Source organism: Pseudomonas sp. RIT-PI-q (genome assembly GCF_001297125.1).
Lineage (GTDB): Bacteria > Pseudomonadota > Gammaproteobacteria > Pseudomonadales > Pseudomonadaceae > Aquipseudomonas.
This window is the reverse complement of record NZ_LHPC01000007.1, coordinates 203,465-225,905: the sequence shown is the minus strand read 5'-3', so window position 1 is coordinate 225,905 and position 22,441 is coordinate 203,465. Positions and strand designations below refer to the sequence as shown.

Genomic DNA, 22,441 nt, shown 5'->3' with positions numbered 1-22,441 from the left:
GGAAACGGTTCAGGAATTCGGCGGATTCAGTAGGAAATTACCTTTCAAATCCGTGCCTGCGTCCGACTCCAGCGTCTGAACCTGGGCTTCGTCCTTCAGATTGACTCCCGACAGCTGCCGCCGGCAGGCTTCGCGCATCAAATAAAGCAAACGGTGTGCCGCCATGCCATAACTCAGGCCTTCGAGGCGGACATTCGAGATGCAATTGCGATACGCATCCGTGAGCCCGACCTTGGGATTGTAGGTGAAATATAAACCCAGACTGTCCGGGGAGCTGAGGCCAGGGCGTTCGCCGATCAGGATCACCACCATTTTTGCGCCCAGCAACTCGCCAATCTCGTCGGCGACAGCGACGCGGCCCTGTTCCACCAGAACCACCGGTGAGACAGACCAGCCTTCAGCCACGATCTGTTCTTCCATCCGCGCCAGAAACGGCAGGGTATGGCGATGAACCGCCAGTGCCGACAAGCCATCGGCGACCACGATAGTCAGATCGACCCCGCCAGAATGGGTCTGCGCGTACTCGCGCAGGATGTGCGCCGAGTCATCACTCAGTTTTCGCCCCAAATCGGGGCGTTGCAGATAACTGTCCCGATCCTTGGCCGCGCTGTGCAGCAGCAAGCTGTCGCGCCCGCCCTCGGCCAATTGTGCGCTGAGCCCAGCGTGATCGAACGGCAAGTGCACCGCATCCCGTGCCTGGGCATGGGCGTACTGGAAATCCAGTTGCGCACGGGTCGGCATGCTGGTGCCCGTGCGACCGAGGGCAATCCGCGCCGGGGTCAGACGGCGCAGTTCCAGCAACGGGTTCTGCGGATCGACGGGAGGTTTTTCCATCTCAATACTCATCCCAGTTGCGCCATGGCTTGGCGGAAGGCCGGTGGCAGGCTGTTACCGAAGTGAACTTTGCCATCGGCCTGGGTAAAGATGCCCATTTTGGCCAGCCATTGTTCAAACTCTGGCGCCGGTTTCAGGCCCAGGGTCTGACGGGCGTAAAGGGCGTCGTGGAACGAAGTGGTCTGGTAATTGAGCATGATGTCGTCGGAGCCGGGAATGCCCATGATGAAGTTGATCCCGGCCACGCCCAGCAGGGTCAGCAAGGTGTCCATGTCGTCCTGGTCGGCTTCGGCGTGGTTGGTGTAGCAGATGTCGCAGCCCATCGGCACGCCCAGCAACTTGCCGCAGAAGTGGTCTTCGAGCCCGGCGCCGATGATCTGTTTACCGTTGTAGAGGTATTCCGGGCCGATAAATCCTACGACGGTGTTCACCAGGAACGGCTTGAAATGGCGCGCCACGGCGTAGGCGCGAGTCTCGCAGGTCTGTTGATCGAGGCCGTGGTGGGCGTTGGCTGACAGCGCGCTGCCCTGACCGGTCTCGAAATACATCAGGTTCTGCCCCAGGGTGCCGCGATTCAGGCTCAAACCGGCGTCGTAACCTTCCTGCAGCACGTTCAGGTTGATGCCGAAACTGGCATTGGCCGCTTCGGTGCCTGCGATCGACTGGAACACCAGGTCCAGCGGAACGCCGCGATTGATCGCCTCGATGGACGTAGTGACGTGGGTCAGCACGCAGGCCTGGGTAGGAATTTCGTAGCGCTGGATGATCGCGTCGAGCATTTCCAGCATCGCGCAGATCGAAGCGATGCTGTCGGTGGCCGGGTTGATGCCGATCATCGCGTCGCCATTGCCGTACATCAGGCCATCGAGAATGCTCGCGGCGATACCGGCCGGCTGATCGGTGGGGTGGTTGGGTTGCAGGCGTGTAGACAGTCGGCCGCGCAGGCCCAGCGTGCCGCGAAATTTGGTGACCACGCGGATTTTTTGCGCCACCAGCACCAGATCCTGCACGCGCATGATCTTCGACACGGCGGCGACCATTTCCGGTGTCAGTCCGGGGGCGAGGGCACGCAGGCTGTGTTCATCAGCTGCATCGCTGAGCAGCCAGTCGCGGAAACCGCCGACGGTGAGGTGGCTGACGACGGCAAAGGCTTGCAGGTCGTGAGTGTCGATGATCAGTCGGGTGACTTCATCGGTCTCGTAAGGAATCAGCACTTCTTGTAGGAAATGAGTCAGTGGGATGTCAGCCAGGGCCATCTGTGCGGCCACCCGTTCGCCGTCGTTCTGCGCCGCGACACCGGCCAGGAAGTCTCCGGAGCGCGCCGGACTGGCCTTGGCCAAGACTTCCTTGAGATCGTCGAAGCAGTAGTTCTGGCCACCGACGGTATGTGAAAAACGTGCCATTTCTGTCTCCGTTTCAAATAGGAAGGTGCGCTGCCCAGTGCTGGCGATTCCTCAGAATGCCATGCCCTGTGTGATCAGCGCACTTCAATGCAGCACACTCAGGCCGTCACCTTGATGCCGTTCGGCGCAAGGGACTCGGGCAGCGGAAGGCCGAGGTATTCGCCCTCGGCGATGATCCCGGCGGCGCGATCCTGCGCTTCCAGTTGCAAGGCCTTGGGCACCGACAGCCAATACGCCAGGCCCACGGCAATGAAACCTGCACTTATCTTGCCAATCAGCACCGGCAGGATGATGGTGGGCTGGAAGTTCGCGGTGAACGACAGGTGATCGCCCAGCAGGAACGCGGCGCAAACGCCGAAGGCGATGTTGATCACTTTGTCTTTGGGTGGCATGAACCGCACCAGACGGAACATGGCCAGGATGTTGGCGATTGTCGCCAGCATGCCGGCACTGCCGACAGCGCTCAGGCCGATTTTGCTGCCCAGGCTTTCCAGCGGTTTACCCAGGTATTTGCGCAGCAGGTAAACCATCGGGAACGCACCGGCCAGCATAATGCCGATGTAGCCGGCCGTTTCCAGGGCTCGGGTCTGGTCTTCGGCGTCCGCGATGATCGGGTGGAAGCCCCAGCTGCCGAACACCACTGTGAACACGCCGGTGAAGTACTCGACGATGGAGAACACCAGCACCAGTTTGATAGCCGCGTCCATCGTACGGCCGAAGATGATGAAACCCTTGATCATCAGGTCGGGCAAGAACCGTAGCCCCAAAGCCAGGCCCACGACGAAGATCAGGATCGGCAGCAGGTTGGCGAAGATGCTGCCCAGGCCCAGGGCCAATTGATAGGTGGCTTCGCCGTTGGTCGACACCAGATCCCGTACCAGCGGATTACTGAAGGCGAGGATGACACTGGCGATCAACACACCCAGCGGGATGGTCAAAATGCCCGACATGATGCCCAGGGCCATGTATTTGTGGTCGCGCTTGTCGAGCATCGCCAGGCCCATGGGGATCGAGAACACGATGGTCGCACCGCCCATGAAACCGGTGATCAGCGCCATCACCAGCGCTTCTTTGCTAGCGGCCAGCGCCGAGGCCAGGTGATAGCCGCCCATGTCCGAGGCGATGATCATGGTCGCCGCCAGGGCCGGGTCGGCGCCCAGGGAGCTGAAGAACGGACCGAAGGCTTTTTCGATGACCACCGTCAGGTAGGGGATGGAAGCCATGATGCCCGCCGCCGGCACGAAGATGTGGCCCGTGGCGTGGATGCCTTCCATGAATTCTTTACCAAGCCCTTCATCGCTGTTGTAGATCGCCGCGAAGGCGCCGAGTACGGCGCAGAGCATGATGAGATAGAGCACGTAATTGCCGATCTGATCCATGCGTTGTGCTTCCTTATTGTTGTTTTTTTATGCGCGGACGCTGCGTGCACGACGGGCGCAGTGCCGTTTGGGGATTTGCGGTTGCTGCAATGCATTCGGCTGCTGGTGGGCGCCGAATCCGATGCGAAAAAAGTAGGGGAAACTGATAGTGAAGCGCCTCCCGGCGACCGAAGTCGCCGGGAGGAACGATCAGAAGAAGCCCAGTGGATTGATGTCGTAGCTCACCAGCAGGTTTTTGGTCTGCTGATAGTGATCAAGCATCATCTTGTGGGTTTCACGGCCGACGCCGGACTTCTTGTAACCGCCGAACGCGGCATGCGCCGGGTACAGGTGGTAGCAGTTGGTCCACACGCGACCGGCCTTGATGGCGCGGCCCATGCGGTAGGCGCGGTTGATGTCGCGGGTCCACAGGCCGGCACCCAGGCCGAACTCGGTGTCGTTGGCGATGGCCAGGGCTTCGGCTTCGTCCTTGAAGGTGGTGATGCTCACCACCGGGCCAAAGATTTCTTCCTGGAACACGCGCATTTTGTTGGTGCCCTTGAGCAGGGTCGGCTGGATGTAATACCCGGTCGCCAGGTTGCCCTCGAGTTTTTCCACCTTGCCGCCGGTCAGCAGCTCGGCGCCTTCGCCCTTGGCGATTTCCAGGTACGAAAGGATTTTGTCGAATTGCTGCTCGGACGCCTGGGCGCCGACCATGGTGTCGGTGTCCAGCGGGTCGCCACGTTTGATCGACAGGACTTTCTTCATCACCACTTTCATGAAGTCGTCATAGATCGATTCCTGCACCAGCGCGCGGGATGGGCAGGTGCAGACTTCGCCCTGGTTGAAGAACGCCAGCACCAGGCCTTCGGCGGCTTTTTCGATGAAGGTTTCTTCGGCTTGCATGATGTCGGCGAAGAAGATGTTCGGCGACTTGCCACCCAGCTCCACGGTGGACGGAATGATGTTTTCGGCGGCGCATTTCATGATGTGCGAGCCGACCGGGGTCGAGCCGGTGAAGGCGATCTTGGCGATGCGTTTGCTGGTGGCGAGGGCTTCGCCGGCTTCTTTGCCGAAGCCTTGCACCACGTTCAATACGCCGGGTGGCAGCAGGTCGCCGATCAGCTCCATCAGCACGGTAATGCCCAGCGGGGTTTGCTCGGCCGGTTTGAGCACCACGCAGTTACCGGCGGCCAGGGCCGGAGCGAGTTTCCACGCGGCCATCAGGATCGGGAAGTTCCACGGGATGATCTGCCCGACCACGCCCAGCGGTTCATGGATGTGATAGGCCACGGTGTTGCCGTCGATCTCGGCCGCGCTGCCTTCCTGGGCGCGGATGCAGCCGGCGAAGTAGCGGAAATGGTCGGCCGCCAGCGGGATGTCGGCGTTGAGGGTTTCACGCACGGCTTTGCCGTTGTCCCAGGATTCGGTGATCGCCAGGACTTCCAGGTTCTGTTCGATGCGGTCGGCGATTTTCAGCAGCACCAGCGAGCGCGCCTGGACGGACGTGGCGCCCCAGGCATCGGCGGCGGCATGGGCCGCGTCCAGGGCCTTGTCGATGTCTTCGGCCGTGGAACGGGGGAATTCGGCAATCGGTTGGCCATTCACTGGCGAAGTATTGGTGAAGTACTGACCTTTGACAGGCGCGACGAACTCGCCGCCGATGTAGTTACCGTATTTGCTCTTGAACGAAACGATAGCGCCTTCAGTACCGGGGTGAGCGTAACGCATAGTGATTTCTCCTTGGCTTTTGTGCTTATAAGGGAGAGCGCATGTGCGCTTGCTATAAGCGTAGAGCAAAGGTCGGGCCACTGCCTTGCAGGTCAGGCAAATCAAGGCCTTGCGCGATTTTTGTCGGACAGGCGGGCGGCGCCTGTGACGCTTCCGGTACAGCTTGGGTGACAGTTTGTACCGCTTGTGGCACAACCTGTGACTGGTCGGTCTTGCCAGCATTGCAATGCGCGCTGACGTGGAGGATGCTCGGCACAACCCCTGTAGGAGCTGTCGAGTGAAACGAGGCTGCGATCTTTTGATTTTGCTTTTCAGGAACAAGATCAAAAGATCGCAGCCTCGTTTCACTCGACAGCTCCTACAGGGGCGGTGAAAACCGCTCGGGGAGAAAAATAAGAAATGCACGACAATCATTTGAGTCGCCATGCCCAGCAAGTGCTGACCGTGACCCAGGGTAAATCGCACCTGCAGGGTCCCGGCAGCGATCCGTCGATTGCCCGTTCATGGCTGCGCTGTCTTGAGGACTATCACCTCGACCCGGCCTTGACCATGGCGCCGACGGTGCTGGAGCACGGCCGCGTGCTGGAAAGCCGCGAACGCTTGCAGCAAGTGCTGCACATCGCCGGCAACGAAATGACCAGTCTGCATCAGCAACTCTCTGGCGCCGGCCACGCGGTGCTGCTGACCGACGCGCGCGGGGTGATCCTCAACTGCGTCACCGCCCCCGCCGAACGCAAGATCTTCGAGCGTGCCGGCCTCTGGCTCGGCGCCGACTGGAGCGAAGCCTGCGAGGGCACCAACGGCATCGGCACCTGCCTGGTGGAACGGCAGTCGCTGACTATCCATCAGGACGAACACTTTCGCGGCCGCCACACCGGCCTGACCTGCTCGGCAAGCCCGGTGTTCGACCCGCACGGCGAACTGCTGGCGGTGCTCGACGTGTCTTCGGCGCGGCATGAGGTATCGCGTCAGAGCCAGTTCCACACCATGGCGCTGGTCAATCTGTCGGCGAAGATGATCGAGAGCTGCTATTTCCTGCGTTACTTCGACAATCAATGGTTACTGCGTTTTCACTTGCAGGCCGAATCCGTCGGGCTGTTCAGTGAAGGGCTGCTGGCGTTCGACGGAGAAGGGCGCATCTGTGCGGTCAACCAGAGCGCGCTGAACCTGCTGGGGCATATTCGCGGCGGGCTGCTGGGCAAACCGGTGGAGGCGTTTTTCGATTGCTCGCTGGATGAACTGCTCGGCCGTGCGAGCGTGAACGCCAGCGCCAGTTGGCCGCTGCGCACCCGCGACGGTCGGAGTCTGTTTGCGGTGTTGCGTGGGCAGTCGCGCAGCATTCCGGTGCCGGTGGTGCAAAGTCCGGTGATTGCCGAGCGTTCGCGCCTGTCCGGCATTTGCCTGGGCGACACGGCGTTGCAGGAAGATTTCCGCAAATCCCTGCGGGTTTTCGAGCGCGACGTGCCGCTGCTGATCAACGGCGAAACCGGGTCCGGCAAAGAGGCCTTCGCCAAAGCTGTGCACCAGGCCAGCCAGCGTGCGGAAAAAGCCTTCGTTGCCCTTAATTGCGCGGCTATCCCGGAAAGCCTGATCGAGAGCGAGCTGTTCGGCTATCGCGGCGGCAGCTTCACCGGCGCGCGCAAGGAAGGGATGCGCGGCAAGTTGCAGCAGGCGGATGGCGGCACCTTGTTCCTCGACGAAATCGGCGACATGCCCCTGGCCTTGCAGACGCGGCTGCTCCGGGTGCTGGAAGATCGGCAGGTAGTGCCGATCGGTGGCGAGCCGGAGGCGGTCAACGTACGAATTATCAGCGCGACGCACCGGAATTTGCTGGAACGGGTGCAGGACGGCAGCTTCCGCGAGGATTTGTATTACCGGCTCAATGGGCTGGAAGTCGCCTTGCCGGCGCTGCGTGATCGCACGGATAAATCGCAGTTGCTCGACTTTTTGCTGGCCGAGGAGGCAGGCGGGGAAACGGTGCTGATCGACGGGCCGGCGCGCCAGGCCTTGCTCGGTTTCGCCTGGCCGGGGGACGGTCGGCAGTTGCGCCATGTGCTGCGGGCGTTGGCGGCGCTGTGTGACGGTGGACGGATCGGGCTGGAGGATTTGCCAGCGATGATCCGTCAGGCTCGGCCGGCGGTGGCGCTGCCGGTTGAAGAGGCGTCCGAGTACCCACTGGATGACGCCGAGCGGTTGGCGTTGTTGAATGCGCTGGAGCAGACGCGCTGGCATATGACGCATACGGCTGAACAGTGGGGGGTCAGCCGCAATACGCTTTATCGCAAGCTGCGTAAACACGGTATCGCCCGGTAGACCGCGTCGCGACCAATCGCGGGCAAGCCCGCTCCCACAGGGTTTGCGCCGTCTTTGTGGGAGCGGGCTTGCCCGCGATGGCGTCAGTGTGATCGAAACACAAGGTGCGAATTTCCCCACCCTACGCTAACCTGCGGCCATGTTTTACGAGGTCGACTATGCACATTCATATTCTTGGTATCTGCGGCACTTTCATGGGTTCGATGGCGGTTCTGGCCAAAGAGCTGGGCCATCACGTGACGGGCTCCGATGCCAACGTCTATCCGCCCATGAGCACTCAGCTTGAGGCTCAGGGCATTCAGTTGACCCAAGGCTATGACCCGGCGCAGCTTGATCCGGCACCCGACCTGGTGGTGATCGGCAACGCCATGTCGCGCGGCAACCCCGCCGTTGAATACGTGTTGAACAAAGGCCTGCCGTACGTCTCCGGCCCGCAATGGCTAGCGGATCACGTGCTGCAAGGTCGCTGGGTGCTTGCTGTCGCCGGTACTCACGGCAAGACCACCACCAGCAGCATGCTTGCCTGGGTGCTGGAGCACGCGGGCATGAGCCCGGGTTTCCTGATCGGCGGCGTGCCACAGAACTTCTCGGTGTCGGCGCGCCTTGGTGGCACACCGTTCTTCGTGATCGAAGCCGACGAGTACGACAGCGCCTTCTTCGACAAGCGCTCCAAGTTCGTTCACTACCGCCCGCGCACGGCGATCCTGAACAACCTGGAGTACGATCATGCCGACATCTTCCCCGATCTGCCATCCATCGAGCGGCAGTTCCACCATTTGGTGCGCACTATCCCGAGCGAAGGCCTGGTGATCCATCCGACCACTGAGCCGGCCTTGCAGCGCGTCATTGAGATGGGCTGCTGGACCCCGGTGCAAACCACCGGTGCCGGTGGCCAGTGGCAGGTCAAGCTGCTGAGCGAAGACGGTTCGAAATTCGAAGTGATGTTCGAAGGCGTAGCCCAAGGCGTGGTCGAGTGGGACATGACCGGCCAGCACAACGTCGCCAACGCCCTGGCCACCTTGGCGGCGGCGCGCCACGTCGGTGTGGTGCCAGCCATGGGCATTGCTGCATTGAGCGCGTTCAAAAGCGTGAAACGGCGGATGGAGAAGGTCGCGGAAGTTCGCGGCATCACCATTTACGACGACTTCGCTCACCACCCGACCGCCATCGCCACCACCCTCGACGGTTTGCGCAAGCGGATCGGCGATTCGCCGTTGATTGCGATCATCGAGCCGCGCTCCAATTCGATGAAGCTCGGCGCACACCGTGACGGCTTGCCGGAAAGCGTGGTCGATGCCGATCAAGTGATCTGGTATGCGCCAGCCAACCTTGGCTGGGACCTGGGCGCTACCGCCGCGTTGTGCACGGTGCCGTCGATTGTCAGCGACTCGCTGGAAGGCATCATCGAACGCGTGAAAAGCCAGGCTCAACCCGGCACTCATGTGGTGATCATGAGCAATGGCGGCTTCGGCGGCCTGCACGGCAAACTCGCCGAGGCGCTGCAATGAACAACAGCCCGGAACGCATCACGCTGGCGATGACCGGCGCTTCGGGCGCCCAGTATGGCTTGCGCCTGCTGGACTGCCTGATCCGTGAAGACCGCGAGGTGCACTTCCTGATTTCCAAGGCGGCGCAACTGGTAATGGCCACCGAGACTGACGTGTTATTGCCGCCGAAAACCCAGATGATGCAGGCCTTCCTTACCGAATACACCGGCGCTGCCGCCGGGCAGATTCGCGTGTACGGCAAGGAAGACTGGATGTCGCCAGTGGCCTCGGGCTCCGGCGCGCCGGCGGCGATGGTGGTGGTGCCGTGTTCCACCGGGACGTTGTCGGCCATCGCGTCGGGCGCTTGCAACAACCTGATCGAGCGCGCTGCCGATGTGACCTTGAAGGAGCGTCGACAGTTGATTCTGGTGCCACGCGAGGCGCCGTATTCGAGCATCCATCTGGAAAACATGCTCAAGTTGTCGAACATGGGCGTGACGATATTGCCGGCCTCGCCGGGCTTTTATCACCAGCCGCAAACCATCGATGATTTGATCGATTTCGTTGTGGCGCGGATTCTCAACCTGCTGAATATTCCACAAGACATGCTGCCGCGTTGGGGCGAACACCATCTGACCAGCGATGAATAAGCTACTGGCGATTCTGTTGGCGTTGCAACTGGCTGGCTGCGCCACGGCGCGCACGCTCGATGCCGCGAAACCTGGGGCGCCCGTGGTGTACTCGGGGACCCGGCTGGATTTGTATGCGATGAACGGCGGGGGCTGCGCCATGGGCCGCTTCGGCGCTGCAGCACCGAGCTATCCTGGCGTCGACCTGCCGGCCAGTGCATTGCTCGATACGCTGCTGTTGCCGCTGTCGGTGCTCACGGTATTAGGTGTCGGGTTTCAGGCGACCGGGGGATTGTAAAAATCAAAAGATCGCAGCCTTCGGCAGCTCCTACAGGTACACATTCCCCTGTAGGCGCTGCCGAAGGCTGCGATCTTTTGATCTTACTTACCTAACTTACGCAACTCATCCGACTCAACAATCCGCACCCCATCCTGCTCCTCCAGCGCCAGGCGCCACATCGCGCGGGCCAGTTGGCAGGCTTCGATGCCGCGGTACTTGCCGGGGATCAGGCGGGACAAAGGCCCTGCGAATTGCTCGGCCGCACGCGGCTCAAGGCGGTCGCCCAGCAACAGCGAAGGGCGGCAAATGGTCAGCTGCGGCCAGTCCTGCGCGCGCAATGCGTGTTCCATCTCGCCTTTAACCTTGTTGTAGAAAATCGGTGATCTGCGATCGGCCCCCAAGGCACTGATGACGATCAGGTGCCGTGCGCCCATCTCTCGCGCGCGTTTGGCGAACGCCACCACCATGTCCAGGTCCACCGCGCGGAACGCCTGTTCCGAACCGGCTTGCTTGATGGTGGTGCCCAGGCAGCAGTAGGCGATGTCGACGCGACCATTCAGTTGTGGCAGGAACACCGCCGGGTCGCCGACCGGGTTTTCCAGGTGGGGGTGCTCGGCCAGTGGCCGGCGTGAGGGTGCCAATACCCGTGAAATCGTTGGCTCATTGAGCAAACGGTCAAGAAGATGTTCACCGGTCAAACCGGTAGCTCCGGCAAGCAATACGTGCTGAGGCGTCAAGTACATAGTGTTTCCCCCTTGATACTATTCAGCTTAGTTGCTCTTTGCATCCTTGCTGCTGATAGAGACACTTTGTAACGCCTTGCGCGCCTGTTGTTTGCGTAACAGCTGCCAGTGAGAGAGGACGGTTTTTGGCGCCCAGATCTGCGGTTCAGACGCCTCGAAGCTGTCCGCCAGTTCACGTTCGGCCACGGTTGCCTTGGCCAGTTTGAAGGCTTGTTCCAGATCGTCGGTCTGGTTCAGCGCCTGGGCGAACAGGGCGTCGCCGAAGTAGGTGAAGTTGGCTTCTTCCGAGCAACCGAAGGACACCCGGTCTGCGCGCGAGGCGGTCATGATCAGGGTGCGTTCGTCCTTGAGGGCGGGGATGAAGCCGCCGGAGTAGCAGGACGAAATAACGATGATCTTGTCGCGATTTTTCAGCGGTGCGAGGACGGCGGCGAGCTCGTCGGCCGGCAAATCGGACAGTTCCATGCGTGGCTGGTCGAGTACCAGTTCGTGTTCGCTGGTGCCGTGGCTGGTCAGGTAGATGAAGATCAAGTCTTCCGGGCCACTGCGCTCGGCCAGGGTCAGGGCGGCGCGGCGCAGGTTTTCCCGGGTGGCCATCGGCCGGTCGACGAGGTGATCGCGATGGTTCACCAGGCGGATCTGGCCAAACGCACCGAAGCGGCTGCTGAGCATGTTGCTGACGTAGTCGGATTCGCGCAGGAACACGCTTTGCTTGCCGTCGCCACCTAGGGTCAAGGTGTATAGCTCGACGGCCGGGGTCGAGGCCGGCACGTTGAACAGCGCATCGTCGAGCAAGCGGCCCTGGGCCAGCAAGCCGAGTTCCAGGGAGTCGGGCAGCAACTTGCCCTCGGCGTCGCGAACGCGCTGGCCATTGATCCACGTGCCGTTCTGCACCGTCCCGTCGGTCAGCACCAGCGTGCCGCGACCGGAATAGCTGTCACCGTCGAACTGGCCGATGTAGAAACTGCCGTCGGGCAGGTTCAGCCGGCCCTGGCCAGTAAATCGCCAATCGCTGAACTGGCCGATGTAATGGCTGCCATCGGCGCCGATCAATTCGCCCTTGCCGTTCAGCGAGCCTTCCTTGAACTGGCCCAGCCAGACATCGCCGTCGGCGTTCTCGTAGCGGCCTTTGCCGTGCAGTTGATTGTTCTTGAAGCCGCCGACATAGATGTCGCCATCGGCGCTGTTGAATGTCCCATTGCCTTCCAGCTGACCGTCAGCGAAGTGCCCGGTGAACTGATTGCCGCTGGCGTCGCCGCGCTGGCCTTCGCCGTTGGGTTTGCCGTGGGCGAATTGGCCCTGGTATGAGCTGCCGTCTTCGAGTTCGAGATGACCAAGCCCTGAATATTGATCGGCTTTGAATTCGCCGCGGTAGGTCATGCCGTTTTCTTTGAGGGTGCCTTCGCCTTCGCGCCGACCCAGTTTAAAGCCGCCGGTGTAGCTGCTGGCGGGGGTGGTCAGCGTACCCTGGCCGTCGAACAGCCCTTGGTTGAACTGGCCGCGATAGACCTCGCCGTTGCTGCCATGCCATTCGCCCTGGCCGTGCCATTGACCCTTGTCGAAGTCGCCGGCGTACCAGCTGCCATTCGGGTAGTCGATGCGGCCCTGACCTTGCAACAGCCCGTTGACCAGGTCACCACGATAGCGTCCGCCGTCCGGCAAGCGGGCGTCGGGAGGCAACAGCGATTCTCCATCGCCGCAAGCGGTGAGCAACAGGGTCAAAGCGAGGAGAGCAAGTGAGCGCATAGCGGGATCCGGGCAATTAGGCGACCGAGTATGCCGCAGCTATGTGTCGCATATATAGAGAGACGACGCGAAACAGCATGAGCTGCTTCGCATCCGGGATGGTTTACACGAAGCAGAGGGACAGCGGCTCGGCGATATACGCCGGTTTGTCCGACCCTTCGATCTCAAGCGTGGCGGTGGCCTTGAGCAGCCATTGGCCGGGTTTCTTCTCGATGACTTCGTTCATGTCGACCTTGAGGCGCACCCTGGAATTGACCTTGACTGGCTGGATGAAGCGCACGCTGTCGAGGCCGTAGTTGACCACCATCTTCGCGCCTTCAGGGAGGATGAGGATGTCTTCCATCAGTTTGGGGATCAGCGACAGCGACAGGAAACCGTGTGCAATGGTGCTGCCAAATGGCGTTTGCGCGGCTTTGACCGGGTCGACATGGATGAACTGGAAATCCCCTGTGGCTTCGGCGAACAGGTTGATGCGCTCCTGATCGATGGTGAGCCATTCGGAACGTCCCAGTTCCTTGCCGACATAATCTTTGAGCTCTGCTACGGGAACAAAGGGCATTGAGATTCTCCTTGGGTTCATCGGTTTTTTTTTAGTTTTGGGGTGGGGGGATTTGGCCTCCCGGATTACCACTTTAGATCAACATGGCAAATCGCTCCGGTCAACTGAACATGCTTTTGGCGAATGCCGATCCATAGCGTCGACGTGTTTATAATGCTCGGCCCGCCACTGCGGGAGATGGTTTTTGCGGGAGAGGAAGGATGTTGTTACGTGGCCTGACCTGGCTGGTGCTGTTCCAATTGCTCGGCACCGCGATCAATCACTTGTTTTTACCGATACTGCCGGGGCCGATTGTCGGCCTGCTGCTGTTGCTGGTGTACCTGATCAGCCGTGGTCAGGTGGGTGAACCGCTGAGCCTCGCGGCCAGCAGTTTGTTGCGTTACTTGCCGTTGCTGCTGGTGCCGCCGGCCGTGGGCGTGATGGTCTACGCCAAGGACATTGCAGCGGATTTCTGGGCCATCGTCGGCGCGCTGGTGTTGTCGCTGTTGCTGTCCATGGCCTTCGCAGGCGTGTTGATGCAGCGCATGGTCAAGCGTCACGCGCATCGCGGAGAGGGCCAATGATCCTCGATTGGCAGGGCGCCGTGGACTCGGTGGTTCACCATCCATTGTTCGGCATCGGCATAACCTTGGGCGCGTATCAACTGATGCTGGCGGCGTTCGAGAAAACCCGCTGGATCTTTCTGCAACCGGTGCTGGTTTCGATGCTGCTGGTGATCGCTGTGTTGCTGAGCTGTGGCCTGACTTACGCCGAGTACCGCAAGAGCACCGAGATCCTGAGCATCTTGCTCGGCCCGGCGACGGTTGCACTGGCGGTGCCGCTGTATCTCAACCTGCGAAGGATTCGGCAGTTGTTCTGGCCGATATTTACTACGCTGGTGATAGGCGGTGTGGTTGCCACGGGGATGGGCGTGTTGCTGGGCTGGTCGTTCGGCGCCGAACACATGATCCTGATGACCATGGCGCCGAAGTCGGTGACTTCGCCGATTGCCATGCTGGTGGCCGAGCAGATCGGTGGCGTCGCGGCGTTGGCGGCGGTGTTTGTGCTGATTACCGGGGTGATCGGGGCGATCTTCGGGCCGGCGCTGTTGACCCGGCTCGGTGTCCACAGCCCTGAAGCGCGCGGCATGGCACTGGGCATGACGGCCCATGCGGTCGGCACGGCGGTGGCCATGCAGGAAAATGAAGAGTGCGGCGCCTTCGCGGCGCTGGCGATGAGTCTGATGGGTGTGGCCACGGCGGTCTTCCTGCCGTTGGCGGTGTCGATGATGGTGTAAGGAAATGTCTATGAGCCTGCCGCTTTTTCCGCTGAACACGGTGTTGTTTCCTGGCTGCATCCTCGACTTGCAGATCTTCGAGGCGCGCTACCTGGACATGATCAGCCGCTGCATGAAACAGGGCGGCGGCTTCGGCGTGGTGTGCATCCTCGACGGCGAAGAAGTCGGCATCGCCCCGGCGGGCTATGCGCTGGTCGGGTGTGAAGCGCTGATCACCGATTTCAAGCAACAGGACAATGGCCTGCTGGGGATTCGGGTGCAGGGCGGGCGGCGTTTCCACGTGTTGCGCACCGAGATCCAGCGCGATCAGTTGACCATCGCCGAAGTCGAGTGGCTGGAAGACGAACCGGAGCAGCCGTTGCAGGATGAGGACGCCGACCTGGTCGCGCTGCTCAAGGCCCTGGCTGAACACCCGATGGTCGAAGCGTTGAACATGGGCACCGAGGCGACCGGGCAACAGTCGCTGGCCAATCAGTTGGCGTACCTGCTGCCCTTTGCCGAAGTGGACAAGATAGACCTGCTGCAACTCGATGACCCGCAGCAACGACTGGATGCCATCCAGGCGCTGCTGGACGAGCTGCAAGGCGAATTATTCGCCTGACTTGTCGCAGCGTGTAGCAACGTGTAGCAGCTGTCGAGCCTGCGAGGCTGCGTTCGGCGGCGCAGCCGTCGTGAAATCAACCACCACGGTGTGTCAGGAAAAACTCGCGGGCAGGATTTGCGACGGCTTCGCCGCCGAACGCAGCCTCGCAGGCTCGACAGCTGCTACAGGTGATTCGTCGTCAGTAGGCGTATCGCAACATCGTGTGCGGCAAATGCCTCAGGGCAAAGAACCCGAACAACGCCACCATTGCCGGCAGCACCAGCCACCAGACCTTCGGCGGCATGGCGTTGAGCGGCGTCTGGCGCTGACTCAACCACAAGCTCGCCGCACACACGCACGCCGCCAGCATTGCGCCGGCCAGCACATCCGTCGGCCAGTGCGCCCCCAGATACACCCGCGACAGGGCAATCGCCAGCGCCGGCAGGCAACCTACCAGTAACCAGGTCAGGCGCATCCGTGGCGGTTGTCCACGGCCAGCCAGTACGGCGAGGGTCAGGAACAGCGCGAAGGCGCCCGACGCATGACCGCTGGGCATGCTGAAGCTGGTCAGCGGATCGGTCAGCACTTCGGGGCGCACGCGGGCGAAAAAGTGTTTGGTCACGGTGTTGGCCAGCGCGGTGCAGAGCATCGTGCCACCCGCGAAAATCGCTTGTCGCCACTGCCGGGTGAGCAACAGCAGGATTGTCAGCAGGGCGCTGAAGATCAGCATGTTGCGGAACTCACCGATCAGCGTGAAGACCACGGCCACTTCATCGAGCATCGGGCTGCGGTGTTCCTGCACCAGCGTCATCACCCCCTGATCAAGGGCGGTCAGGTGCGGATAGCCGATAAACAGCCCCGCCAGAATCAGCAAGCTCATCCCGGCAATAAACACGGTGGCCTTGCGATGGCGACGCAGGCTGCTGGTTGCGCTCAGCCCCACCATCACCGCGATACTGCCAGCCACAATCCCGGCCTCAGGCCAGAAACCTTCCGGCAATGGCAAGCGAATCGCCGCGCCAGTGGCCCAGCCGGGCAGCAAGTAAGCAACGCTCCAGCCAGCGGCGGCCAACAGGCTGACGGCGACGAAGCGCGGGAAGGGCATGTCGACCATCCCGGCGACCATCGGCAGCATGGGCCGCAGCGGGCCGATGAAGCGTCCGACCAACAGGCTGGCGATGCCGTAGCGCTGGAAATACGCCGCGGCGCCGGCAATCCACGCCGGGCGAGGGCGCAACCCCGGCAGGCGCCGGATGGTCTGATGGAAATGCCGTCCAATGAAGTAGGAAACAATGTCGCCCAGCACGCCGGCGAGAAAGCCCAGCAACAGAGTTTCACCCAACGACAGCGCGCCACTGCCGGCCAGCACTGCGACGGCAAACAGCAGCACCGTGCCGGGTACGATCAACCCGGCAATCGCCAGACATTCCACAAACGCCACAATGAACACCGCCGCCGCCAGCCATTGCGGGTTGACCGTCAACCAACCGGTCACGCTATCGAGCCATGGGCCCATAAAAACCACTCCATTGAATGTTCAAATGATCCCGGTGGACCAGCGCAAGTTTCAAATCACTACTCAATCCTGTGGGAGCGGGCTTGCCCGCGATGAGGCCACACCAATCGATATCAATGTCGGCTGACCTATCGCTATCGCGGGCAAGCCCGCTCCCACAGGGATCTGGGTTGTTCAGGGCAGTAAAAAATAATCGCGACCTTCGACCTGCCCCCGTCGCAGTGGGTTCCGCGTGCAATACGGGGCGTAGGCCGCGTCGACGAAGCGGTACATCAGGTGTTCGTCACGTCCATGGGGAATGCCCAGTCGCGTGGTCTGGATGATATGGATCGGTGCCGGGCCGACATCTTCCACCAGCAGCACTTCATGATCGAAGCGCTTGGCATCCCAGACCGGCACTTTCAAACCCATGGCCTTACACAGTAGCGTTTGCCCGGCACAAAGCTTTTGCGATGGGCGAGGGCGGCCTTGGGCATCCGGGTTGTTCAAGAGCATCTGCGCCAGGCTCGCCGGCCCGCTCAGCTCATCGACCCACGGATAGGCGGATTTGATCAGCACGGCGTTGCCCGGCCCCTGTGCACTGAAGTTCAGGGAATCGCCACCTCGGGCGTAATACATATAGATATGACCGCCATCCAGAAACAAAGCCTTACGTTTTTCTGTGTAGCCGAGGGAGGCATGGCTGCCTTTTTCTTCGCAGTAATAGGCTTCGGTTTCGATGATCCGGGCGCTGAGCCACAACTCGCCGACCCGATGACGGATGACTTTGCCAAGTAAATCCCGGGCCAGCGTCTGGGCATCGCGGTCGAAAAATGCGTCCGGCAGCCCGGCGGGCAGGCTTGAAGCAGACGCACGAACAGTCAGATTGGACATGATGAACGGCATTAATCAGGGCTGATTGAGTCGTGATGATAACAATTTGCAGCTTAATCCCGGCTGAACGTCGGCAAATTGCCCTCCATTTTGACCATCCGCCCGTCACCGCTGTTAGTCCAGAGACGCGACAGCTATAATCTGCCGCTTTCCTCTTTGCCAAGACCCCAGCACACAATGACTGAGTCCGTTCTTGACTACATGACCCGCTTGGGTCGCGCTGCCCGCGAGGCTTCTCGCGTCATCGGCCGTGCCAGCACCGCGCAGAAAAACCGCGCCTTGCAGGCTGCTGCCAATGCGTTGGACGCTGCACGCGCCGAGTTGACCGCTGCCAATGAGCTGGATCTGGCGGCTGGCCGCGCCAATGGTCTTGAGCCTGCTTTGCTGGAGCGCCTGGCGCTGACGCCTGCGCGTATCGACGGGATGATCGTCGGTCTGCGCCAAGTGGCAGCACTGCCGGACCCGGTCGGCGCAATCCGCGACATGAGCTACCGCCCGTCGGGCATCCAGGTCGGCAAGATGCGTGTGCCGCTGGGCGTGATCGGGATCATCTATGAGTCCCGGCCAAACGTCACCATTGATGCCGCCAGCCTGTGCCTGAAGTCCGGCAACGCAACCATCCTGCGTGGCGGTTCCGAGGCGATTCATTCCAACCGTGCCATCGCTGCCTGCATCCAGCGCGGTCTGGCCGAGGCCGAGTTGCCTGCCGCCGTGGTGCAAGTGGTCGAGACCACTGACCGTGCCGCCGTTGGCGCACTGATTACCATGCCTGAGTACGTCGACGTCATCGTGCCCCGTGGTGGCCGTGGCCTGATCGAACGGGTCAGCCGCGATGCCCGCGTACCGGTCATCAAGCACCTGGACGGCATCTGCCATGTGTACGTCAGTGCCCACGCCGACCTGCCGAAAGCCCAGCGCATCGCGTTCAACGCCAAGACTTACCGTTATGGCATCTGCGGTGCGATGGAAACGCTGCTGGTCGATCAAACCGTTGCTAAAGATTTCTTGCCGGCCATGGCCGCCCAGTTCCGCGAAAAAGGCGTCGAGCTGCGCGGTTGCGAGCGTACCCGGGCGATCATCGAGGCGGGTGCGGCCCCCGAAGAAGGCTGGAACACCGAGTACCTGGCGCCGATTCTGTCGATCCGGGTGGTCGACGGGCTGGACCACGCCATCGAGCACATCAACACCCACGGCTCACATCACACCGATTCGATTGTCAGCGAAAACATCGCAGATACCCGGCGTTTTGTGGCTGAAGTCGATTCGTCGTCGGTGATGATCAACACCCCGACGTGCTTCGCCGATGGTTTTGAATACGGATTGGGTGCCGAGATTGGCATTTCTACTGATAAGCTGCACGCCCGCGGCCCGGTGGGCCTCGAAGGTCTGACCTGCGAGAAGTACATCGTGGTCGGCGATGGCCAGTTGCGCGGCCAGGCGTCGGTCTGACTTGGGCGACCTCGATCAGTTAGCCCGGGAATCCGCCAGCGAGCCAGCGCCTCGACGCATTGGCATGCTGGGCGGAACCTTCGACCCGGTGCACATCGGCCATTTGCGCGGTGCGCTGGAAGTCGCCGAATCGCTGGCGCTCGATGAGTTGCGCCTGACGCCCAGCGCCAGGCCACCGCATCGCGGTACGCCGCAGGTGTCGGCGAAAGACCGGCTGGCGATGGTCAAGTGCGCGGTGGACGGTGTGGCGCCGCTGGTGGTGGATGCTCGCGAATTGCAGCGGGATAAACCGTCCTACACTATCGACACCCTGGAGTTGATGCGCGCCGAACTGGCCGCCGAGACCCAGGTTTTTCTACTTTTGGGCTGGGACGCATTTTGCGGCCTGCCCACTTGGCACCGCTGGGAAGAGTTGCTCCAGCATTGCCACATCCTGGTGCTGCAACGCCCGGATGCCGACAGCGAACCGCCGGATGCCTTGCGCAACCTGCTGGCAGCGCGCTCGGTGAGCGACCCGCTGGCCCTCAAAGGGCCGAGCGGACAGATTGCATTCGTCTGGCAGACACCGCTCGCGGTATCCGCCACCCAGATCCGTCAACTGCTGGCCAGCGGTAAGTCGGTACGTTTCCTGGTGCCCGACGCGGTCCTGGCCTACATCGATGCGCACGGTCTCTACCGTGCGTCGAACTGAAAAGAGGGCACGCTTCCAGGCACGTGATGACGTGTATTGAAGCGCCCGAACATACGAGCAAAACGAGTTTTATATGACTGACAAAGACCAAACCAAAGTAAAGCGCAAAGGCACATTCAAGAGCGCCCCGCTGCCAGTAGAAGCTCAAACCGGTCCTGAACTGCGTGGCGAAGAGCTGGTCAAGGTTGCCGTTGCAGCCCTGGAAGACGTCAAGGCCCAGGACGTTCTGGTGATCGATGTTCGTGAAAAGCAGAGCATCACTGACTTCATGATCATCGCCACCGGTACTTCCAACCGCCAGATCGGCGCGATGCTGGATAAGGTCCGCGAGGCCGTCAAGGCTCAGGGCGTCAAGCCGCTGGGTGAAGAAGGCAAGGGCGACAGCGACTGGGTTCTGCTGGATATGGATGACGTCATCGTGCACATGATGACTGCCAGCGCTCGTCAGTTCTATGACCTGGAACGTCTGTGGCAAGGCGCTGAACAGAGCCGTGCTCTGAACGCGGCTCACCACAGCCCGGAAAACACCCATGAGCACTTCGTCAAGCTCAACAAAGACCAGCAATAAGGGACCGCTGTGCGACTGCGACTGATCGCCGTCGGTTCACGCATGCCCAAGTGGGTGGAAGAAGGCTGGCATGAATATGCCAAGCGTCTTCCGTCCGAGCTGGCGCTGGAACTGGTGGAAATACCGCTCAACACCCGTGGCAAGAACGCCGACGTGGCGCGCTTTATCCGTCAGGAAGGCGAAGCCATGCTGGCCAAGGTCGGGCCGAACGAGCGCGTTGTCACCCTCGAAGTCCACGGCAAGCCCTGGAGCACCGAGCAACTGGCGGTCGAACTCGATCGCTGGCGGCTGGACTCGCGCACGGTGAATTTCATGGTCGGCGGCCCCGAAGGGCTGGCGCCGGAAGTCTGTGCCCGGGCCGACCAGCGCTGGTCGCTCTCGCCGTTGACGTTGCCGCACCCGTTGGTGCGAATCCTCATCGGCGAACAGCTGTATCGTGCCTGGACAGTGCTGTCCGGCCACCCTTACCACAAGTAGTTCTGCCCTCATGTCCCAGCCGATCCGCATCAAGGACCACGAAAAAGACGCCCGTCTGGTGCGTGGCCGCGTCGTGTTCGGGGCAATTGCGGTGGTGACGCTGATCTGCGTGCTGATCGCGCGGTTGTATTTCCTCCAGGTGATTCAGTACGAGTACCACTCGACCCTGTCGGAAAACAACCGCGTTCACGTCCAGCCGATTCCGCCTACGCGCGGGCTGATCTTCGACCGCAATGGCGTGGTGGTGGCGGATAACCGGCCGAGCTTCAGCCTGAGCATGACCCGCGAGCGCTCCGGCGACTGGCAGCAAGTGCTCGACGTGATCGTCGAAGTGCTGGAGCTGACGCCGGAAGATCGGGTGATCTTCGAGAAACGCATGCGCCAGGGGCGTCGGCCGTTCGAGCCGGTGCCGATCCTGTTCGAGCTGACCGAAGAGCAGATCGCCCGTGTCGCGGTGAACCAGTTCCGCCTGCCTGGGGTGGAAGTGGTCGCGCAGCTGGTTCGTCACTATCCGCAGGGTGCGCACTTCGCGCACTCGGTGGGTTACATGGGGCGGATCAACGAGAAAGAGCTGAAGTCGCTCGACCCGGTGAGTTACAGCGGCACCCATCAAATTGGCAAAACCGGCATCGAGCGCTTCTACGAGCCGGAATTGCACGGTCAGGTCGGTTACGAAGAAGTCGAGACCAATGCTCGGGGCCGCGTACTGCGGGTGCTCAAGCGTACCGAACCTATTTCCGGCAAGGACATCGTCCTGAGCCTGGACATCAAGCTGCAAGAAGCGGCCGAGATCGCACTGGGTGGTCGCCGAGGTGCGGTGGTGGCGCTGGACCCGAAAACCGGCGAAGTGCTGGCGATGGTCAGTCAGCCGAGTTTCGATCCGAACCTGTTCGTTACCGGCATCAGCTTCAAGGCCTATTCCGAGCTGCGCGATTCCATCGACCGGCCACTGTTCAACCGCGTCCTGCGTGGTCTCTACCCGCCGGGCTCGACCATCAAGCCTGCGGTGGCGATTGCCGGCCTGGATTCAGGCGTGGTTACCGCATCGACCCGGGTCTTCGACCCCGGCTACTACATGCTGCCCAATTACGATCACAAGTACCGTAACTGGAACCGCACCGGCGACGGCTACGTGGATCTGGATACGGCGATCATGCGCTCCAACGACACCTACTTCTATGACCTGGCCCACAAGCTGGGGATCGATCGGTTGTCGACCTACCTGGGCAAATTCGGCATTGGCCAGAAGGTCTCGCTGGACATGTTCGAAGAGTCGCCGGGGCTGATGCCGTCCCGTGAGTGGAAGCGTGCAACCCGTCGTCAGGCCTGGTTCCCGGGCGAGACGCTGATTCTGGGGATCGGCCAGGGCTACATGCAGTCGACCCCGTTGCAGTTGGCCCAGGCCACGGCGCTGGTGGCCAACAAAGGTGTGTGGAACCGTCCGCACCTGGCCCGGACCGTCGAAGGCGAGAAGCCCAAGGATGACAATCCGATGCCGGACATCATCCTGCGCGACCCGTCGGACTGGAACAAGGTCAACCACGGCATGCAACAGGTCATGCACGGTGCCCGTGGTACTGCGCGCAAAGCGGCGATCGGTGCGCAATACCGGATTGCCGGCAAGAGTGGTACGGCCCAGGTGGTCGCGATCAAGCAGGGTGAGAAGTACGACCGCTCCAAGGTTCAGGAACGTCACCGCGACCACGCTTTGTTCGTCGGTTTCGCGCCGGCCGACAACCCGCAAATCGTGGTATCGGTGATGGTCGAGAACGGTGAGTCCGGTTCCGGCGTCGCCGCGCCAGTGGTGCGTCAAGTCATGGACGCCTGGCTTCTGGACCAGGACGGCCGACTGAAAGCCGAATACGCCAGCCCTATCAGTGCGGAGGCTACGGCCCGTGAAGAGTAATTTCGATCGCATCCTCTCC

The 22,441-nt window shown here is 61.4% G+C and carries 21 protein-coding genes; 12 read left to right on the top strand and 9 right to left on the bottom strand.

Annotated elements, in window-relative coordinates; translation table 11 throughout:
- Positions 1-9 precede the first annotated feature (9 nt).
- From eutC to exaC, 4 genes are all read right to left on the bottom strand, one after another.
- Positions 10-846, bottom strand: coding sequence for an ethanolamine ammonia-lyase subunit EutC (gene eutC, locus AEQ67_RS01260; protein ID WP_059402120.1), 837 nt, complete (start codon positions 844-846; stop codon positions 10-12).
- Positions 843-2,237 carry an ethanolamine ammonia-lyase subunit EutB gene (locus AEQ67_RS01255; RefSeq protein WP_059402119.1) on the bottom strand — a complete coding sequence of 465 codons (1,395 nt, stop codon included), beginning with the start codon at positions 2,235-2,237 and terminating at the stop codon, positions 843-845. Before AEQ67_RS01255 ends, eutC begins: the two co-directional genes overlap by 4 nt.
- 98 nt (positions 2,238-2,335) lie before the next feature.
- On the bottom strand, positions 2,336-3,616 hold the full coding sequence (gene eutH / locus AEQ67_RS01250) for an ethanolamine utilization protein EutH (RefSeq protein ID WP_059402118.1): 1,281 nt from the start codon (positions 3,614-3,616) through the stop codon (positions 2,336-2,338).
- Positions 3,617-3,805: 189 nt separating this feature from the next.
- Entirely contained in the window at positions 3,806-5,326 is a 1,521-nt protein-coding gene (gene exaC / locus AEQ67_RS01245) for an acetaldehyde dehydrogenase ExaC (RefSeq protein ID WP_059402117.1), read from the bottom strand.
- A 399-nt stretch (positions 5,327-5,725) separates the two neighbouring features.
- Between exaC and AEQ67_RS01240 the strand changes: the two genes are divergently transcribed.
- The 4 genes from AEQ67_RS01240 (at position 5,726) to AEQ67_RS01225 (ending at position 10,053) form a co-directional block, all read left to right on the top strand.
- On the top strand, positions 5,726-7,639 hold the full coding sequence (locus AEQ67_RS01240; RefSeq protein ID WP_059402116.1) for a sigma-54-dependent Fis family transcriptional regulator: 1,914 nt from the start codon (positions 5,726-5,728) through the stop codon (positions 7,637-7,639).
- 158 nt (positions 7,640-7,797) lie between these two features.
- Positions 7,798-9,147, top strand: a complete 1,350-nt coding sequence (mpl, locus tag AEQ67_RS01235) for a UDP-N-acetylmuramate:L-alanyl-gamma-D-glutamyl-meso-diaminopimelate ligase (RefSeq protein ID WP_059402115.1) — start codon at positions 7,798-7,800, stop codon at positions 9,145-9,147.
- Positions 9,144-9,776, top strand: coding sequence for a flavin prenyltransferase UbiX (ubiX, locus tag AEQ67_RS01230; RefSeq protein WP_059402114.1), 633 nt, complete (start codon positions 9,144-9,146; stop codon positions 9,774-9,776). Before mpl ends, ubiX begins: the two co-directional genes overlap by 4 nt.
- Positions 9,769-10,053: a YceK/YidQ family lipoprotein gene (locus AEQ67_RS01225; protein WP_059402113.1), complete on the top strand. Its 285-nt coding sequence runs from the start codon at positions 9,769-9,771 to the stop codon at positions 10,051-10,053. Before ubiX ends, AEQ67_RS01225 begins: the two co-directional genes overlap by 8 nt.
- Before the next feature lie 83 nt (positions 10,054-10,136).
- Here the strand turns inward: AEQ67_RS01225 and AEQ67_RS01220 are convergent, their stop codons facing one another.
- The 3 genes from AEQ67_RS01220 to AEQ67_RS01210 form a co-directional block, all read right to left on the bottom strand.
- Positions 10,137-10,778 carry an oxidoreductase gene (locus tag AEQ67_RS01220; protein ID WP_059402112.1) on the bottom strand — a complete coding sequence of 214 codons (642 nt, stop codon included), beginning with the start codon at positions 10,776-10,778 and terminating at the stop codon, positions 10,137-10,139.
- A 27-nt stretch (positions 10,779-10,805) separates the two neighbouring features.
- On the bottom strand, positions 10,806-12,524 hold the full coding sequence (locus AEQ67_RS01215) for a C13 family peptidase (protein WP_059402111.1): 1,719 nt from the start codon (positions 12,522-12,524) through the stop codon (positions 10,806-10,808).
- A gap of 103 nt (positions 12,525-12,627) precedes the next feature.
- Positions 12,628-13,083: a MaoC family dehydratase gene (locus tag AEQ67_RS01210; RefSeq protein WP_059402110.1), complete on the bottom strand. Its 456-nt coding sequence runs from the start codon at positions 13,081-13,083 to the stop codon at positions 12,628-12,630.
- 200 nt (positions 13,084-13,283) lie between these two features.
- On the opposite strand from AEQ67_RS01210, the gene AEQ67_RS01205 reads away from it, so the two are divergent.
- From AEQ67_RS01205 to AEQ67_RS01195, 3 genes are read left to right on the top strand one after another with little or no spacing between them, the layout of a single operon-like run.
- Positions 13,284-13,646 carry a CidA/LrgA family protein gene (locus AEQ67_RS01205; protein ID WP_059402109.1) on the top strand — a complete coding sequence of 121 codons (363 nt, stop codon included), beginning with the start codon at positions 13,284-13,286 and terminating at the stop codon, positions 13,644-13,646.
- Positions 13,643-14,359, top strand: coding sequence for an LrgB family protein (locus AEQ67_RS01200; protein WP_059402108.1), 717 nt, complete (start codon positions 13,643-13,645; stop codon positions 14,357-14,359). Before AEQ67_RS01205 ends, AEQ67_RS01200 begins: the two co-directional genes overlap by 4 nt.
- Positions 14,360-14,369: 10 nt before the next feature.
- Positions 14,370-14,960, top strand: coding sequence for an LON peptidase substrate-binding domain-containing protein (locus AEQ67_RS01195; protein ID WP_059402107.1), 591 nt, complete (start codon positions 14,370-14,372; stop codon positions 14,958-14,960).
- Between the two features lie 181 nt (positions 14,961-15,141).
- On the opposite strand, the gene AEQ67_RS01190 is transcribed toward AEQ67_RS01195, so the two are convergent.
- A complete protein-coding gene (locus tag AEQ67_RS01190) occupies positions 15,142-16,458 on the bottom strand; it encodes a bifunctional DedA family/phosphatase PAP2 family protein (protein WP_059402106.1) in 1,317 nt (438 codons plus the stop codon).
- A 174-nt stretch (positions 16,459-16,632) separates the two neighbouring features.
- Complete coding sequence (locus tag AEQ67_RS01185; RefSeq protein WP_059402179.1) at positions 16,633-17,331, bottom strand: DNA-3-methyladenine glycosylase; 699 nt, start codon at positions 17,329-17,331, stop codon at positions 16,633-16,635.
- A 177-nt stretch (positions 17,332-17,508) separates the two neighbouring features.
- On the opposite strand from AEQ67_RS01185, the gene AEQ67_RS01180 reads away from it, so the two are divergent.
- The 5 genes from AEQ67_RS01180 to mrdA all read left to right on the top strand — a co-directional run bounded on the left by AEQ67_RS01180 (position 17,509) and on the right by mrdA (position 22,422).
- Positions 17,509-18,780 carry a glutamate-5-semialdehyde dehydrogenase gene (locus AEQ67_RS01180; RefSeq protein WP_059402105.1) on the top strand — a complete coding sequence of 424 codons (1,272 nt, stop codon included), beginning with the start codon at positions 17,509-17,511 and terminating at the stop codon, positions 18,778-18,780.
- The gene (nadD, locus tag AEQ67_RS01175; RefSeq protein ID WP_059402104.1) at positions 18,749-19,471 is read left to right on the top strand and encodes a nicotinate-nucleotide adenylyltransferase; all 723 of its coding nucleotides are present in this window, start codon (positions 18,749-18,751) and stop codon (positions 19,469-19,471) included. Before AEQ67_RS01180 ends, nadD begins: the two co-directional genes overlap by 32 nt.
- A gap of 73 nt (positions 19,472-19,544) precedes the next feature.
- Positions 19,545-20,039 (top strand): ribosome silencing factor, encoded by a 495-nt coding sequence (gene rsfS / locus AEQ67_RS01170; protein WP_059402103.1) that lies wholly within the window; start codon positions 19,545-19,547, stop codon positions 20,037-20,039.
- 9 nt (positions 20,040-20,048) lie between these two features.
- Entirely contained in the window at positions 20,049-20,516 is a 468-nt protein-coding gene (rlmH, locus tag AEQ67_RS01165; protein WP_007937439.1) for a 23S rRNA (pseudouridine(1915)-N(3))-methyltransferase RlmH, read from the top strand.
- Between the two features lie 10 nt (positions 20,517-20,526).
- The gene (mrdA, locus tag AEQ67_RS01160; RefSeq protein ID WP_059402102.1) at positions 20,527-22,422 is read left to right on the top strand and encodes a penicillin-binding protein 2; all 1,896 of its coding nucleotides are present in this window, start codon (positions 20,527-20,529) and stop codon (positions 22,420-22,422) included.
- Positions 22,423-22,441: the final 19 nt, after the last annotated feature.